The sequence below is a fragment of the Hydrocarboniphaga sp. genome, from assembly GCF_028291725.1.
Taxonomy (GTDB): domain Bacteria; phylum Pseudomonadota; class Gammaproteobacteria; order Nevskiales; family Nevskiaceae; genus Hydrocarboniphaga.
Genome location: NZ_JAQGNT010000101.1, coordinates 1 through 16,675, shown reverse-complemented (window position 1 = coordinate 16,675; position 16,675 = coordinate 1). Strand labels below are relative to the sequence as shown.

Here is a 16,675-nt window from a genome sequence, read left to right as displayed (position 1 = left end):
GCGAAGACATGACTATCAAGGTTTACTACGACAAAGACGCCGATCTTTCGATCATCCAGAACAAGAAGGTCGTCATTCTCGGCTACGGCTCGCAGGGCCATGCCCATGCGCTGAACCTGAAGGATTCCGGCGTCGACGTCACCGTCGCGCTGCGCAAGGATTCCAAGAGCTGGGCCAAGGCCGCGAACTCCGGCCTCAAGGTGCTCGAAGTCGCCGACGCCGTGAAGCACGCCGATCTGGTGATGATCCTGGCGCCGGACGAAGGCCAGCGCAAAATTTATGAGGAGCAGGTTGCGCCGTTCATCAAGCAGGGCGCCGCGCTGGCCTTCGCTCACGGCTTCAACATCCATTTCGGCCTGATCGAGCCGCGCGCTGATCTCGACGTGATCATGGTTGCGCCCAAGGGCCCCGGCCACACCGTGCGCAGCACCTACACCCAGGGCGGCGGCGTGCCCAGCCTGATCGCGATCCACCAGGATGCGTCCGGCCAGGCAAAGGCGATCGCGCTGAGCTATGCCAGCGCCAACGGCGGCGGCCGTGCCGGCATCATCGAAACCAACTTCCGCGAAGAAACCGAAACCGATCTGTTCGGTGAGCAGGCGGTGCTCTGCGGTGGCGCCACGGCGCTGGTCCAGGCCGGTTTCGAGACGCTGGTCGAAGCCGGCTACGCGCCGGAAATGGCCTATTTCGAGTGCCTGCACGAGCTCAAGCTGATCGTGGATCTGATGTACGAAGGCGGCATGGCCAACATGCGCTACTCGATCTCCAACACGGCCGAATACGGCGACTACACGCGCGGCCCGCGTATCGTCACCGACGAAACCAAGAAGGAGATGAAGAAGATCCTGACCGAGATCCAGACCGGCCAGTTCGCGCGCGACTTCGTGCTCGAGAACACCGCCGGCCAGCCGACGCTGAAGGCGCGCCGCCGCATCGGCGCCGAGCACCAGATCGAGGAAGTCGGCGCCAAGCTGCGCGCGATGATGCCGTGGATCGCAAAAAACAAGCTGGTCGACAAGACCAAGAACTAACGAGGCTCCGCCTCAGCCCGGAACCGGGCGGGTCATGACCTGCCCTACGAGTTGCGGCCAAACTTGACTCGACTGCATCAGGTTTCGCAGCCCAAGCCAAAGAGACCAAGAACCAAGCTTGTTTTCGCCCCTCTCCCGCACGCGGGAGAGGGGTTCATCTTTGTTCACTAGCCCAGGGCTTACGGATCAGTTATTAACTTCCGGTCGCCTGATGGGGCGATGACGCGGATGCAAACGGACGTGCATCGATCAGGCGCGCTACTCTCATCGAACGCTGGCCGTTGTCAACGTTGTCCGGGGAGCCATCCATCATGTCCTGCCTTGCCTCACGCAGTTTGACGATGCGTTTCGCCGCTGTGCTGGGTGGCCTGCTGCTGGCCCTGGGAGCCGGCGCCAGTGGCGCGACCAGCCCCGCCTCCGGTGCCACCACAGCCGCCTCCAGCCCCGGCGCACTGCCGGCAGCGCCCGTCGCCGCAGCCGTCAGCCCAGCGCAGCAGGCCCGGATCGCCGAACACTACGGCCAGCTCCCCATCAGCTTCGAGGCCAACCGTGGCCAGACCGATGCCCAGGTCCGGTTTCTCAGCCGTGGCGCAGGTTATGCCCTGTTTCTCACTGCTAGCGAAGCCGTGATGAGCCTCAGTGCAGGCAGTGAAAAGAGTGAAAGCAGGGTAAGCAAGGCGGAAGCCGCCGAAGCAACACCGCCGAAAACCGCCGTCCTGCGCTGGCAGCTCCTCGGCGGTGACCCGGCAGCGAAAGTCAGCGGCGAAGCCCTCCAGGCCGGGCGCAGTCACTACTTCACCGGCAATGATCCGAAGCAATGGCATACCGATGTCGAACACTATGCCCAGGTGCGTTATCAGAACGTCTACCCCGGCATCGATCTGGTCTACCACGGCCAGCAGCAGCACTTGGAATACGACTTTGTCGTAGCTCCGCAGGCCGATCCCGCCGCGATCCGAATGCGTTACAGCGGCCAGCAGGCGCTGCATCTGAACCCGGCCGGCGATCTGGTGATCTCCTCCGCCGTCGGCGATCTAGTGCAGCACAAGCCGCTGATCTATCAAACCCTCGGAGGGGAGCGCAAAGCCATCGATGGGCGCTTTGAACTTCGGCAGCAGGGCGAGAACACCGAAGTGGCGTTCGCCCTAGCGGATTACGACCGCAGCCAGGCTTTGGTGATTGATCCGGTGTTGGTGTATTCCACTTATCTGGGCGGGAGTAGCGGCGACGTTGGCGACGCCATCGCCGTGGACAGCGCGGGCAACGCCTATGTGACGGGATACACCTCTTCAACCAACTTCCCGCTCGCCAATGCCTTGCAGGGCACCTTCCGCGGCTACGCCGACGTCTTTGTCACCAAACTCAATGCCGACGGCAACGCCCTGGTCTATTCCACTTATCTGGGCGGCAGCAGCTCCGACGTTGGCAACGGCATCGCTGTGGACAGCGCGGGCAAGGCCTATGTGACGGGATACACCGGCTCCACCAACTTCCCGCTCACCAATGCCTTGCAGGGCACCAAAGGCGGCAGCACCGACGCTTTCGTCACCCAGCTCAATGCCGACGGTAGCGCCCTGGTCTATTCCACTTACCTGGGTGGGAGTGACTCCGACCAAGGCTGCGGCATCGCCGTGGACAGCGCGGGCAAGGCCTATGTGACGGGAGAGACCTGGTCCACCAACTTCCCGCTCGCTAATGCCTTGCAGGGCACGAATGGCGGCGCCTCCGACTTCTTCGTCACCCAACTCAATGCCGACGGCAGCGCCCTGGTCTATTCCACATATCTGGGCGGGAGTAGCGCCGAGTATGACAGCAGCATCGCCGTGGACAGCGCGGGCAACGCCTATGTGACGGGAGAGACCACCTCCACCAACTTCCCGCTCGCCAATGCTTTGCAGGGCACCTTCGGCGGCAACGACGACGCCTTCGTCACCCAGATCAATGCCGACGGCAGCGCCCTGCTCTATTCCACATATCTGGGCGGGAGTATGCCCGACCGTGGCTACGGCATCGCCGTGGACAACGCCGGCAATGCCTATGTGACGGGAGTCACCGAATCCAGCAACTTCCCGCTCGCCAATGCCCTGCAGGACACCTTCGGCGGCATCAGCGACGCCTTCGTCACCCAGCTCAATGCCGACGGCAGCGCCCTGGTCTATTCCACTTATCTGGGCGGCAGTAGCAGCGAGTATGGCTACGGCATCGCCGTGGACAGCGCGGGCAAGGCCTATCTGACGGGACGGACCGACTCCACCAACTTTCCGCTCGCCAATGCCTTGCAGGGCTCTTCGGGCGGCGTCAGCGACGCCTTCGTCACTCAGCTCAATGCCGATGGCAGCGCCCTGGTCTATTCCACTTATCTGGGCGGGAGTAGCGGCGACGTTGGCTATGGCATCACTGTGGACAGCGCAGGCAAGGCCTACGTGACGGGCTCCACCGGCTCCACCAACTTCCCGCTCGCCAATGCCTTGCAGGGCACCTATGGTGGTGGTGGCGACGCCTTCGTCACCAGGATTAGCCCCGACACCGCGCCCGATCCCTTCAGCTTCAAGAAAGTGCTGGATGCGCCGCTCAATACGAGCGTGACCAGCAACAAGCGGACGCTCAGCGGTTTCGATCCGTCCTTGCTGGTTTCCATCAAAGGCGGCAGTTACAGGCTCAATGGCGGTGCCTGGAGCAGCGCAGCGGGGACGGTCAACCCTGGCGATACGGTGCAACTGAGCACGACTTCGGCCGCGACTTACGGCACCACCGTCAAAGTGGTCTTTACCGCCGGCACCGTGTCCAGCACCTGGAAAGTCACGACGCTCAGCGTCGATACGACTCCGGACGCTTTCAGTTTCAAGCCTAAAACCGATGTGGCGCTGAACACCCAGATCGCTTCCGGCAAAGTGGTGCCGGTTGCTTACGACGCTGCCGCGACGGTGACCATCGTCGGCGGCGACTACCGCATCACCAGCGGCGGCGTCACTGGCGCCTGGACCAACGTCGCCGGCTCGATGTCCCCCGGCGATACGCTCCAACTGCGGGTGAAGTCCTCGAAGTCTGCGAATACCACCACCAGCACCACCGTCACCGTCGGCGGCACCGCGGCGACCTTTATGGTGACGACGGCGCCCTGAGATTGCTTAGACAGACCAAAGTTTGTGAATAATGGGCCATTGCGCCAGGCAGCCTGGAAGGGAGGGAAGCTGCTTTGCTCAGCTTCAAACACACCATGCAGACCTGGCCGGTCCGGAGTCATCGACGTCCTCAGCTCGATGAGCGATTCGACATCCTGCTCGAGCTGACTGCCGAAAGCTCCGGGCCTTCCTCGTATTCCAGCGCACACAATATTGCTGAATATCAGCCACAGATTTCGCCGACGAGCATTTTCAGAGCTTGCATGATCTTCTGCCGTGGCGGTGTTCAGCCCGCCGCGGCTAAGATGAATGGCAGCCCTTCAACCTTGAGCGCCGGAGCCCGAATGACCGAAACCCCGTCACCCGTGACGCCGCGCAAGCGCCGCAGGGGCATCTACATCCTGCCCAATTTGTTCACGACGATGACACTGTTCGGCGGCTTCTACGCGATCCTGATGGCCACCGACGGGCGTTTCGAGGCGGCCTGCGTCGGCATCCTGGTGGCGATGATCGCCGACGGTCTCGACGGCCGCATCGCGCGCATGACCGGCACGTCCACCGACTTCGGCAAGGAATACGATTCGCTGTGCGACATGGTCGCCTTCGGCGTCGCGCCGGCGATCCTGGTCTATGCCTACAGCCTGCAATATCTGGCCGACTATCCCTGGCTCGGCGGCAAGCTCGGTTGGGTCATCTCGTTTTCCTATGCGGCCTGCGCGGCGATGCGTCTGGCGCGCTTCAATGTGCTGGCAGCGATCGCCAGCAGCAACAAGGATTTCTTCGGCGTGCCGAGCCCGGCTGCGGCGGCCGTGGTGACTTTTCTGGTCTGGAGCGGCGTCGACGACAGCCGCTCGCTGTTCGCGTGGATCAGCGGCCGGGTGCCTTTCGACGGACGCGACGTGCTGTGGCTGGCGGCGCCGCTGACGCTGCTGACCGCGCTGTCGATGGTGTCGAGCATCCGCTATAACAGCTTCAAGAAGCTCAACCTCAGTGGCAAGGTGCGCTTCGCGACCTTTGCCGGCGTGGTCGGTGTGCTGGCCCTGGTCGCGATCGATCCGCCGCGGGTGTTGTTCCTGGCGTTTCTGGCTTATGCCTTGTCAGGGCCGGCCGCGGTGATCTATCGCCGCGCGCGCAAGAAGCCGGCCACGACGTAGTGACGTAGGTTGGGGTGAGCGCAGCGAACCCCAACGATTACCGGCGCAATGTTGGGGTTCGCTTTGCTCACCCCAACCTACGGCGGGTGACGAAAGGCATTGCGAAGCGGGACAGCGAGCTTTGCCTCGTCGGCAAAATCTTCTAAACTCCCGCCCCATGAATCGTGCCCGCAACCACGTTGCCTCCAGCCCCGGCTTCCTGCCGCCGCTCGCGCTTCGTCTTTCGCTTCTGCCGTAAGGCAGACCGAACACACACGGCCGCACGGGGCCCATAACCGTGCAAAACCACGAACTTCCCCTTTTCCCCGGCCGCCGCAGGCGCGATGCTGTCCGTCTGCTGCCGCCCATCGGGCCACAAGCCCGAGGCTACACGGAGTCAAGCCATGGCCATGCTGAAGAATCCCGCTAGCAAATATCGCAGTTTCCCGCCGGTCGGTCTGCGTGACCGCAGCTGGCCCGATGTCGTCGTGACGCGCCCGCCGGTCTGGTGCAGCGTCGATCTTCGCGACGGCAACCAGTCGCTGATCGAGCCGATGAACGCCGCGCGCAAGCTGCGCATGTTCAGGATGCTGGTGAAGCTCGGCTTCAAAGAGATCGAAGTCGGCTTTCCGTCGGCCTCACAGATCGAATTCGATTTCATGCGCGAGCTGATCGACAACGGCCACATCCCGGACGACGTCGCGATCCAGGTGCTGACGCCGGCGCGCGAGCCGCTGATCCGCCGCACTTTCGAGGCGGTGCGCGGCGCCAAGAACGTGATCCTGCACTACTACCACGCGGTCGCGCCGGTGATGCGCAACGTCGTGTTCAACATGAGCAAGGAGCAGGTGCTCGCCGAGCTGACGGTGCCGTATGCGAAGCTGGTCAAGGAGCTGGCTTCGACGCAGCCCGGGACGCGCTGGGTATTCCAGTATTCGCCGGAGATGTTCTCCGACGCCGAGCTGGAATTCTCCAAGGCCTGCGTCGATGCAGTCACCGGGATCTGGCAGTCGACGCCGCAGAACCGCTGCATCATCAACCTGCCGACGACGATCGAGCATTCCACGCCGAACATCTACGCCGACATGATCGAGTGGATGCACCGCAACCTGCAGCGCCGCGACGGCATCATTCTGTCTGCGCATCCGCACAACGATCGCGGCACCGGTATCGCCACCGCCGAGCTGGCGATGATGGCCGGCATCGATCGCGTCGAAGGCTGCCTGTTCGGCAACGGCGAGCGCACCGGCAATGTCGATATCGTCAACCTGGCCTTGAACCTGTACTCGCAGGGCGTCAATCCGGGCCTGGATTTCAGCGACATCGACGCGGTGCGCGAGACCGTCGAGTATTGCAACCAGCTGCCGGTGCATCCGCGCCATCCGTATGTCGGCGACCTGGTCTATACCTCGTTCTCGGGCTCGCACCAGGACGCGATCAAGAAGGCTTTCGCCGCGCGCCGCGAGGACGAGATCTGGGACATGCCCTACCTGCCGATCGACCCCAAGGATCTGGGCCGCAGCTACGAGGCGGTGATCCGCGTCAATTCGCAAAGCGGCAAGGGCGGCATTACCTACCTTCTCGAACAGGAGTACGGGCTGAAGCTGCCGCGCCGTCTGCAGATCGAGTTCAGCCAGATCGTGCAGGAGGCGATGGACGAGTCCGGCAAGGAGGTCAGTGCGGCCGATATCTGGGGCATCTTCAGCCGTGCTTATCTGGACGCGCAGAGCCCGTATGGTTACGTCGCGCATCATCTGGTCGAAGATTCCTCGCGCAACGAGGTCGAACTCGCCACCGAGATCAGCATCGACGGCCGCCGCTCCAAGCTGCAGGGCCGCGGCAACGGCCCGATCGACGCGTTCGTCAGCGGACTTTCGCAGCTGATCGCGGAGCCGATCGCAATCGTCGACTACGCCGAGCATGCGATCGGCGCGGGTGCCGACGCGGCCGCCGTGACTTATATCGAGCTGAAGATCGGCGAGCCGCTGTCGGGCCAGAAGACCGTGTTCGGCGTCGGCCGCGATGCGAATATCGTCACGGCGTCGCTGAAAGCGATCCTGTCCGGCGCCAATCGCGTGCTGTCGCAGCGCAGGAAAGTCAAAGCGGTCGCCTGAAATCGTAGTCCGTAGGTTGGGGTGAGCTCACCCCAACCTACGAAGGCCTGAGCGCGACGATGTCGGCTTGGCGCCGTCCCAGGATCGTCAGTACCACGCGGCCATCGCTCGTCACCGACAGCGAGTGATAAATCCGGATCGCGTTGCGCGGCAGCTCCAGCAGTGTCCGCGTATTGCCGTCGACCAGGTTGCGCGCGATCACGCGATCGTGATCCGCGGTGCGCGCGATGTAGTACAGCGTGCTGCCCAGCACCTGCCAATTGCCCCAGTCGTCCTTGCCCAGATCCGCCAGCACCGGCTCGCGCGCGCTCTGCGCGCCGGGCCGGCGGCGCCACAAGCCGGTCTGGCTGGAGCGCGCGTAATACAGCCAGCCGTCGTCGGCGATCTGGCCATAGATACCGCCGTCGTCGGTCAGCCGAGCGGCCTCGTGGCTGCGCGTATCCCAGCGCCACAGATCCCAGTTGCCGCCGCGATTGCTGGCGACGATCAGGCCGAGGCCGTCGGCCTGCCAGCTCGGGTTCTGATAATCGTGGCCGTCGTCGACCACCAGCTGCGGGGCGTCGCGATCGGTGGCGCCGATGTACAGCAGATCGTGCCGGCCGCCGTCGGGCCGCAGCGCGACCGCGTAGCGGCCGTCGACCGGCGACCAGCACATCGCGCCGGGCAGGCCCGGCAGCGCCGGAACCGGCCGTGTGTCGCTGCCGTCGCTGTTGCTGGTCCACAGCTCGACACGCCCGGATCGCGTCGACATGAAGATCAGCCGGTCCGAGTAAGCCGACCACTGCGCGTAAAGCTCGCGGCCGGTGGACGACAGGCTGCCGAGCATCGTCGGCGCCGCGCCGGCCCCGCCGGCAGCGTTCGGCCGCCAGATTTCGATGTGCTCGGCGCTGCGGTGCTGGCTGATCGCGAGCCCGCCATGCGTGCCGGGAATGGCGGCCATGTTGAACGGCGCGTCGATCGCCGCATAAGGCTCGGCCCTGCCGCCGCCGGCATCGATCTTCAGTGATGCGAAACCGCCGTTGCGCATCGTGTTGAACACCAGGGCCTCGTCGCCCGGCAGCCAGGCGAGACCGAACATCGGCATGCCGTCATCAGTCAGCCGCTGTTCGCGGCCGCTGGCGACGTCGATCACGTACAGCTCGCCGATATTGACGCTGCGGCGGATGAACGCGATGCGGCGGCCGTCGTGCGACCAGGCGAGCTGGCTGTCCTGTGCGTCGTCGGCCGGCTGGGTCAGCCGGCGTTCGCCGCTGCCGTCCAGCGGATGCAGCACGATCGCCACCGCGTCGTCGCGCTCGTCCTTGCGCGCAATCGCCAGCGTGCGGCCATCAGGCGACCAGTCCATGACCTGATGCAGGCGCTCGTAGAAGCACTCGGCCACGCTGCGATCCTGCTGCGCGGCGAGTTCGCGGATCAGGATGCGGCAGGCGCCGTCCGGCTGCAGCTGTACCAGGGCTATCGCACGGCCATCCGCGGACCAGACCGGCCGCAGTTCCTCGAGACTCTCGTCCCTGGATATGCGCCGCGGCGGTGCCTGCGGGTCTTGCAGATCCTTGACGTAAATCTGGCTCGGCCGCTCGTTCTTCTCCCAGCTGAAGGCCAGCCAGCGGCCGTCGGTCGAGATATTCGGGAACTCCTCGACGCCGTCGTAGACCGTCAGCGGCTCGGCTTTCAGCAAGGCCGTGGGCGCGGCGCGACGCGGCGCCAGTGTGATTGCCAGCACCGCCGCGGCGAGCAGAGCGACAAGGCCGCTCAGCGCGATCAGCAACCGGGGCCGGCTTGAGGATGCGGCTGAGATCACCGGCGGCTCAACAGTTGCCGCGTCGATCGCCGCCGCTGCTTCGGCGGCCGGCACTCGCTGCGCCGGCAGGCTCAGCCGGTAGCCGGTCTTGGCGATGGTTTCGATCGCGCTGGCCGTGTCCGCCGCCGCATCGTCGTCGAGCAGACGGCGCAGCTGCCAGATCGCGTTGGTCAGTCCGCGCGGGCCGGTGTAGTCGTTGCCGTCCCAGATCCGCGCGATCAGCCGTTCGCGCGGCAGCACCGCGCCGGGCTGCTCGGCCAGTTGCTGCAGCACCAGCGCGACTTTCAGCGGCAGATGCTCGATGCGTTCACCGCGCTGCAGTGCCCTGGCGGGCAGGTCGAACTGCCAGTCGCCGATCCGGTAACGCGGCGGCGCGGCGCCGTCGCCCGAAGCCGGGCCGCTCAACGCGCGCTTCCGGTCGCGGTGATCATCGGCGAGCATCCTGCAACTGCCTGAAAATGTTCGGCTCCCTGCGAAATGACAAAAAAATGATGCGCTTCCGGCACAGTCCGCATTGTCGGCCGCGCGCGCTTGGTCTCCAATCGGGGCATCCACCCGGAGCGCCCTTTCAAAATGTCTCAGCGCGGGCGCCGGCGGAATCCGAAGCATTCAATCAGTAATTCGCCAGGGAGTTTCAAGCATGTTCGCAATTCGCAGCTGGGCCGCGGGGCTCGCGGCCCTGATGATGACGGTCGCCGCAGTACCGTCGCAGGCCGACAGCACCGTCGTGATCTACCAGACCGACGTCCCGGGCGGCGCCTTCGGCTACTGGGGCTCGGATGTCTATACCGGCCAGTCGGTCGGCGCGCGCTTCACGATGCCGGAAGGGCAGGATCTGCAGTTCTCCCGGCTGGGCCTGTACCTGATGAACAACTCCGACACGATTCACGGCGAAGTCACGCTGAGCCTGCGGCCCGATCAGCTCGACGAGGGTGCTACCGAATCACTGCCGAGCACCAGCACGGTGCTCGAGTCCTGGACCATCACCACCGAGGCTTCGGGCTGGACGCCGGTGCAGCAGTTCGTCACCTCGACTGCGCAGCCGCAGCTGATCGCCGGCCATAACTACTGGGTGGTGGCCGAATCGGATTCGCCGGCCGGCGTCGATCCGATCTGGGTGTTCGCGGCTACCGGCACCGGCTGGAGCACGACCACCAGCGACGGCGCCTGGCAGACCGCGGGCAGCGCCGCGGCGCTGACCTTGCAGGTCGAAGGCACCGGAACTGACAGCGGCACGCCGGCGCCGACCGTCAGCATCCAGAGCAACGTGCAGAAGATCGCGCTCGGTCGCAGCCTGACGCTGATCTGGAACACCACAGCGGCGGATACCTGCAAGGCGGCGGGCGACTGGTCCGGCACCAAGGCGACCTCGGGCACACAGCGCGTCAAGCCGACCGAAACCGGCGTGCAGGTCTACAAGCTCAGCTGCACCGGCGACGGCGGCCGCGGTGTCGGGCAGGTCAAGGTCAAGGTAGTGGCTCCGAAGGGCGGTTAATTTGAATAGAGTAGTGACGCCTGACGATGTTCGGCATGCATCAAACCCATGAGCATGGTGCTAAAGCCGGCGAATCCGGCCAGCAAGCCGGAAACCTTGAGTAGTAGACCCGTAGCGCTCACGGCGACACCTCGCGGTGTGTTTGATGCGAGGGTAGGGCGGTTGTGGTTCTGAGGGCTGTGCGGTGGTTCGCGGAAAACTGCGGTAGCGGGGGCTATAGTGCAGTTGCAGTATCCGGCGGCTAGCGAAAGCCAGGGGGTCTGGCGGCGTTTGCTAGTGGCCTTGTGGCGTCGCTATTTTTGGGAAGTGGGGAAAATTATGACATTGGGTTTTTCGTCTTTCTTGCGCGCGCAAGTCGAGGTCTTGCCGCGCATCGTGGTTTCGATCCTTTTCATTTTGTGTTCGCAGATCGCTAGTGCCGAATCCTTGTCCTATGCCGACGAGACTGCAAAGAAGGTGCATGCGGCAAGTTCGATAGGCGCTCTTGGTGACGGACTGCTAGGAGACACGACCGACTGGTACAGCGGCCAAACCAGCTTCCGCGTCGTGGATATCGACATTCCCGGTAATAGCGAATTACCGGTTCAGATTGCGCGTACTTTGTCAACGGTGTCGCCTGAAGGCACCAGCTTGAATCCTTTCATGATGGGCGATTGGGACTTGGACCTTCCCTATGTCAGCGGCGTATTCCCCACAAGTGAGGGCTGGACGCCGAGCAATCGTTGCTCCGGAAGCATTGTGCCTTCGGGGGTCAGTGGATTCAGTGTAGACGACTGGTGGCGCGGTACTTCGATATCGATCCCGGGTCTGGGCACTAAGAACTTGCTGTTACGCGATCCGTCGTATTCCAAGCAGCCGACTGACGGCGTCACTTATACCCGGGTAACCAGTGACCACACGCAGATCGCGTGCTTGAGCACGCTGGCCAGCGGACAGACTGGAGAAGGCTTCCAAGCGATAACAGCCGATGGAGTCAAGTACACCTTCAACTGGATGGTAAGCCGGACGTTTTCGACCGTGAGATCGGTCCAGGGCGCCAGCCTTCCCCGCGTGGAGGTCCGCATATATGCGACCCGTGTGGAAGATCGCTTTGGTAACTGGGTTCAATACACTTACCAAGGTAATTTGTTGCAGACAATTGAGGCAAATGATGGCCGCGTCATTTCGCTGGGATATAACGCCGGAAACAAGATTCAGACCGTCAGCGCCAATGGCAGAACCTGGACATATACATATTTTGAAGCGTATCTGTCGCAGGTAACTTTGCCTGACCAGTCGTACTGGACGATCAATCACGTCGATCTTCGAATTGAGTACAACGCAACTCCGGCGGCTGCCACGCCGTGCAATCTCCAGCCTACTTCGGCGTGGTCATCGGTTCCGCAGAGCTGGACGATGCGGCATCCTAGCGGCGCCACGGGAACGTTCACCTTCACTCCTGTGCGCCAGGACCGAAAAGTCGGAGCCGACAAGATCTGCTTGTACAACCAAACGGATAAATTGTTCGAGCGCTACGGACCTGCAAAGCAATTCGATGTCTACGCGCTAACCAACAAGACGTTGACGGGCCCGGGCCTACCGACTCTGAGCTGGTCGGCCGACTACGGGCAGACCGCAAGCAATACCCGGACGGTGACGGTGACGCGCCCCGATGGAAGCAAGCTCCGCAATACATATGGTGCGCAGTTTTACATCGACGAAGGTAAGTTGATGAAAAGCGAAGTGCTCGATTCGTCGGGTGCAGTCGTGACAACCACGAATACTACTTTCGCGACGAGTCCCAGCAGTCCCGCGTATGCCTATCGTGTCGGATATACGGGGCAAGAGATCGTAGACGGCTACTCCTTTAGGGAGGATGCGTTCTCGTCCGTGCTCACGGTGCCGGAGACAACAGCCCAAATTGTCCGCAGCGGCGATACGTACAGCAGGCAGGTCAATAGCTTCGACAGTTTCGCTCGCCCGCTCAGCGTCACGCGCTCCAATTCGGTCGGCAACAGCCGCACCGACGTTAGTGAGTATTACGACGACACGACCAAATGGGTGCTCGGCAAATCAAAGAAGAGCACCAACAGCAACGCCGGGCTGGTTGAATCCCAGACTGACTACGGCGCGACCAACGCATTGCCGGAGAAGACCTATACCTTCGGCCTGCTGCAGCAGACGGCCAGCTACAACGCCGACGGCACGCTCAATACGGTTGCTGACCGTGCCGGCAATGCCACCACCTACTCCAGCTGGAAGCGCGGCATGCCGCAGTTGATCCAATACCCGCTGTCGATCAGTCAGTCGGCGGTGGTGGACGATTCCGGCTGGATCACTTCCGTGACGGATCGCCGAGGCAGCACGACAGGCTACGGCTATGACAGCATGGGCCGGATCAGCCGCATCACCTATCCAACCGATGATACGAACGTATGGAACGACCTCACGCAGAGCTTTGTGCAGGTCTCGTCTGCTGAGTACGGTCTTCCTGCCGGGCACTGGAGGCAGACGGTTCAGACGGCCGATATCTTCAAGATCACGTACTACGATGCGCTTTGGCGACCGGTGCTGCGCCAGGAGTACGACCAGGACGATATCGCCGGGACTCAACTATTCTTTCGCAAGACGTTCAACTCGAATGGGCTCGAAGCGCTGGTCGCCTACCCCTCGACGAGTTCGTCCGAGACGGCGGGTATCGTCAATGAATACGACGCACTCAAGCGGCTCATCAAACGCCGTACGGCGGACAACGTCACGCTGGAGAAAACCAACTACAGTATTGCCGGCAACAAAAAGAAGGTCACGGATGGAGATGGTCAAGGCACGACGATCAGCTATCTCGGCTATGACGAGCCTGGCGGCAGTCCGATCCGCATCGAGGCGCCGGAAGGCCAGACGACGCAGATCGGCCGCGATGTGTTCGGCAAGATCACGACCATCCAGCAATCGGGGGCTTGGTCGGGTGGCACGGCGACCGCCACTCGTACGCTAAGCTACGACCCCTATCAGCGCCTGTGCCGGCGCTCCGACCCTGAGGGCGGCGTCACGCTCTGGGGCTACGATGCGGACAACCGCTTGGCATTCGAAGCCCGGGGGCAGAGCGCCAGCACCTGCCAAACGATGAATGCGGATGGCACCAGCAGCGCGCCATCTGATGCCGCGGTGTTTTCATACGACAACCTCAGCCGGAAAACGGGAGTCGACTATCCCGGCACCAGCGACGACATCGCATATCTATACGACAACGAGAACAATACAACCCGCGTCTTGAACCCGGTCGCGACCTGGAACTATTCCTACAACAAACGCAATCTGCTCGAAATCGAAAATGTGAAGGTCGACGGAAAGGTCTTCAAGATGCGATACAAGCTCGATGGCATTGCGCGTCTGGGCCGGCTGTACACCCCGTCCAACAATTACTTTCTCGAACCCGACTCCTGGGGCCGTCCGCAGCAGATCGAAGGCTACGTCAGCGGCATCAAGTACCATCCGAGCGGCCAGACTCAGAGCTACAGCTTGAGCAACGGCCTCACCTATAGCCTGACGCTCGACACGTTGAAGCGGCCGTGGGTACAGACCACCACCGCCGGCGCCAGCCCGATTCAGAAATACCAGTACGGCTACACCACGGCCGGCGATCTGACCAGCTTCGACGATCAGGTCGACGACACCGATGACCTGACGGCGAGCTACGACGGCTTGCACCGTCTGGCCAGTGCCAGCGGCGTGTGGGGCAGCTACGGCTTCACCTATGACACGCTCAACAATGTCAGGGCGCGCACCAATACCAATGCGCTGACCTACACCATCAATACCACGACCAACCGGCTCGACTCCGTCAGTGGGTCACAGTCGCGTACGTATTCCTACAATAGCCGGGGTGAGATCAGCAGCGACGGTATCAGGACCTTCACTCTGAATGCGTTGGGACAGGTCACCGCGGTCAGCGGCGCTACCTATCAATACGACGGCAACGGCAAGCGCATCAAGACGGTCAAAGGCGGCGTGACGGAGTACACGCTGTATACCCACGACGGCCAGATGATCTACTCCGAGAAGGGCACTGAAAAGACCGACTATCTGAGTCTCAACGGCAAGACTGTCGTCGAGGTGAAAAATGTCGGTGGTGTCTTTACCCCGACGTATCTGCATCCGGACCTGCTGGGATCACCGCGAAAGGCCACCAATGCCAGCGGTGCGACGCTCTGGCAGGAGCACTATGATCCTTACGGCGCCAAGCTCAACGGCGTGACCGACAAGGTCGGCTACACCGGCCATGCCTTCGACAGCGAGTCGGGCTTGACTTACGCTCAGGCACGATTCTATGACCCGCTGATTGGCCGCTTCCTGTCCACCGATCCGGTCTACTTCTCGGATCAGAATCCGTTTACGTTTAATCGGTATGCTTACGCCAACAATAATCCGTATCGGTACACCGATCCGACGGGAATGTGCACCGGGTCACTCATCTCAAACAAGGATGGAACTTGCCCAAGCGGCGGCTTCGTGTCGGGCTTTGGCGGCGTTGCATATGGCTTAGTCGCCAAGGCTTCATCGGGGTCTGACAGTTTTGACAGAGGATCATCCCAAGGGAGTTACAATTTCGTAAATGGGGCGGGGCCAACTGTCGGCAGCAACCTTTATGCGTCTGAATCTGCCAATACGGACGGAGCGGTCTTGCCGGATCTGAAGCCCGAAACCTTTTACGAACATTTCCTAGTTGGTTCTGGACGTACGGTAGTTCTGACAGAAGAGCAATTCTCGGAAGTAAATCACCAGGGGCATGTCGAATCCGCAGCAAAAAACAGCAACGGTATCGGATACTCGTTGCTCAAGTCATTCTATGGAACTCCTTTAGCTAATACATTCGGTTCCGCAACCATATCAATAGATGATAGCTATAGTGCTACTGGATTCCACGACACATATAACTTTGATATGCATTCCAGGCCGACGTTTAAAAGTCAGGTCATGACTGGCATTGGAGCAACGGGGTATATATTCGGAGCGAAGGATTTTCAGGTGGTTTACCCATGAAGAAAATTAGAATTGGGTTTTTTTTTATTCTGGCCTTTTTTCTCGGCTGTAAAAATTCCCTTCAAGACCTAAGAGAGCGAACTGATATTAACCTTAATATTCCAGTTACCTCAGTTGTTTTGCTGCACGAGGAAGAGCTAGATCAGTTTGGATTTGAACTTAATCTCACTGATGCGGAAAATAAAAATTTTCTTTCTGAGCTGGGCCGCGTATCGGGAGAAAAATGTGTAGAGTATGTTATGTCCAACGATGGCTGTGCATATAGATCAGCCGCAGGTCATGACGTTTTTGTCTTGCAGCACGGTTTATTTAAATATCGTATTCGTACCTCAGGCTAAAAGTGATGCGCGTACAAAGGGAGCAAGGCTCGACTTCCTAGAATGTTCAGCTACGACCTACGACTCGGTTATGCATCTCGCCTTCAGGCTATGAGAGATGGTGAGGCCGCCCAGTATCGTCCAGAGGTTCGCCAACCGGACCCCCTACCCAAAGATATCGTGAAACCCAGAGATTCTTGGTTGGGAATTATTCAGCGGGCCGCCGAAGACGTTCTAAAGCATCTAAACGATACCAACTCAGTCAATCCTTCACCAGCAAAACCAACTGACGTGCCCGAGAATCGAAGCTGCACGATGGAAAGTCCATGCCCGACTTAAGAAATACCATGAACAGCGTTTTATATTTTTTCTCTATTGCAGCGTCGGCTACCAGGTACAAGCTTTCTGGTAGTAAAAAATCATTCTGGGACTGGGAGTTCGACAGTTTACAAAAAGAAAAAAAGCAAAAGGGACAACTTAATAGTGGAAATCTTCTTCTGTTCCTGGCCTCTGACTCGAATGTCACTTACTTAAGCGCAAGCCATTGATCATATGAAAGAAGCTGGCGACCGGGCAAACTGTTGGTCCGACCCGAACAGCGGCCATTTTTTGGCCGCCAGCCCCTCATGCACAGTACGCACAG

General features: G+C 61.2%; 8 protein-coding genes. 7 read left to right on the top strand and 1 reads right to left on the bottom strand.

Features of this window, described 5'->3' with window-relative positions:
• The first annotated feature begins 14 nt into the window (after positions 1-14).
• The 4 genes from ilvC to leuA all read left to right on the top strand — a co-directional run bounded on the left by ilvC (position 15) and on the right by leuA (position 7,400).
• A complete protein-coding gene (gene ilvC / locus JWQ90_RS26610) occupies positions 15-1,031 on the top strand; it encodes a ketol-acid reductoisomerase (RefSeq protein ID WP_299698121.1) in 1,017 nt (338 codons plus the stop codon).
• 341 nt (positions 1,032-1,372) lie between these two features.
• Positions 1,373-4,153 carry an SBBP repeat-containing protein gene (locus JWQ90_RS26605; RefSeq protein ID WP_299698107.1) on the top strand — a complete coding sequence of 927 codons (2,781 nt, stop codon included), beginning with the start codon at positions 1,373-1,375 and terminating at the stop codon, positions 4,151-4,153.
• A 344-nt stretch (positions 4,154-4,497) separates the two neighbouring features.
• Positions 4,498-5,307, top strand: coding sequence for a CDP-diacylglycerol--serine O-phosphatidyltransferase (gene pssA / locus JWQ90_RS26600; RefSeq protein ID WP_299698106.1), 810 nt, complete (start codon positions 4,498-4,500; stop codon positions 5,305-5,307).
• Between the two features lie 389 nt (positions 5,308-5,696).
• Positions 5,697-7,400, top strand: a complete 1,704-nt coding sequence (gene leuA / locus JWQ90_RS26595) for a 2-isopropylmalate synthase (RefSeq protein WP_366919609.1) — start codon at positions 5,697-5,699, stop codon at positions 7,398-7,400.
• 37 nt (positions 7,401-7,437) lie between these two features.
• On the opposite strand, the gene JWQ90_RS26590 is transcribed toward leuA, so the two are convergent.
• Complete coding sequence (locus tag JWQ90_RS26590) at positions 7,438-9,606, bottom strand: winged helix-turn-helix domain-containing protein (protein ID WP_299698104.1); 2,169 nt, start codon at positions 9,604-9,606, stop codon at positions 7,438-7,440.
• Between the two features lie 235 nt (positions 9,607-9,841).
• On the opposite strand from JWQ90_RS26590, the gene JWQ90_RS26585 reads away from it, so the two are divergent.
• From JWQ90_RS26585 to JWQ90_RS26575, 3 genes are all read left to right on the top strand, one after another.
• A complete protein-coding gene (locus JWQ90_RS26585; RefSeq protein WP_299698103.1) occupies positions 9,842-10,696 on the top strand; it encodes a hypothetical protein in 855 nt (284 codons plus the stop codon).
• 276 nt (positions 10,697-10,972) lie between these two features.
• Positions 10,973-15,715, top strand: coding sequence for an RHS repeat-associated core domain-containing protein (locus JWQ90_RS26580; RefSeq protein WP_299698102.1), 4,743 nt, complete (start codon positions 10,973-10,975; stop codon positions 15,713-15,715).
• The gene (locus JWQ90_RS26575; RefSeq protein WP_299698101.1) at positions 15,712-16,053 is read left to right on the top strand and encodes a hypothetical protein; all 342 of its coding nucleotides are present in this window, start codon (positions 15,712-15,714) and stop codon (positions 16,051-16,053) included. Before JWQ90_RS26580 ends, JWQ90_RS26575 begins: the two co-directional genes overlap by 4 nt.
• Positions 16,054-16,675 lie beyond the last annotated feature (622 nt).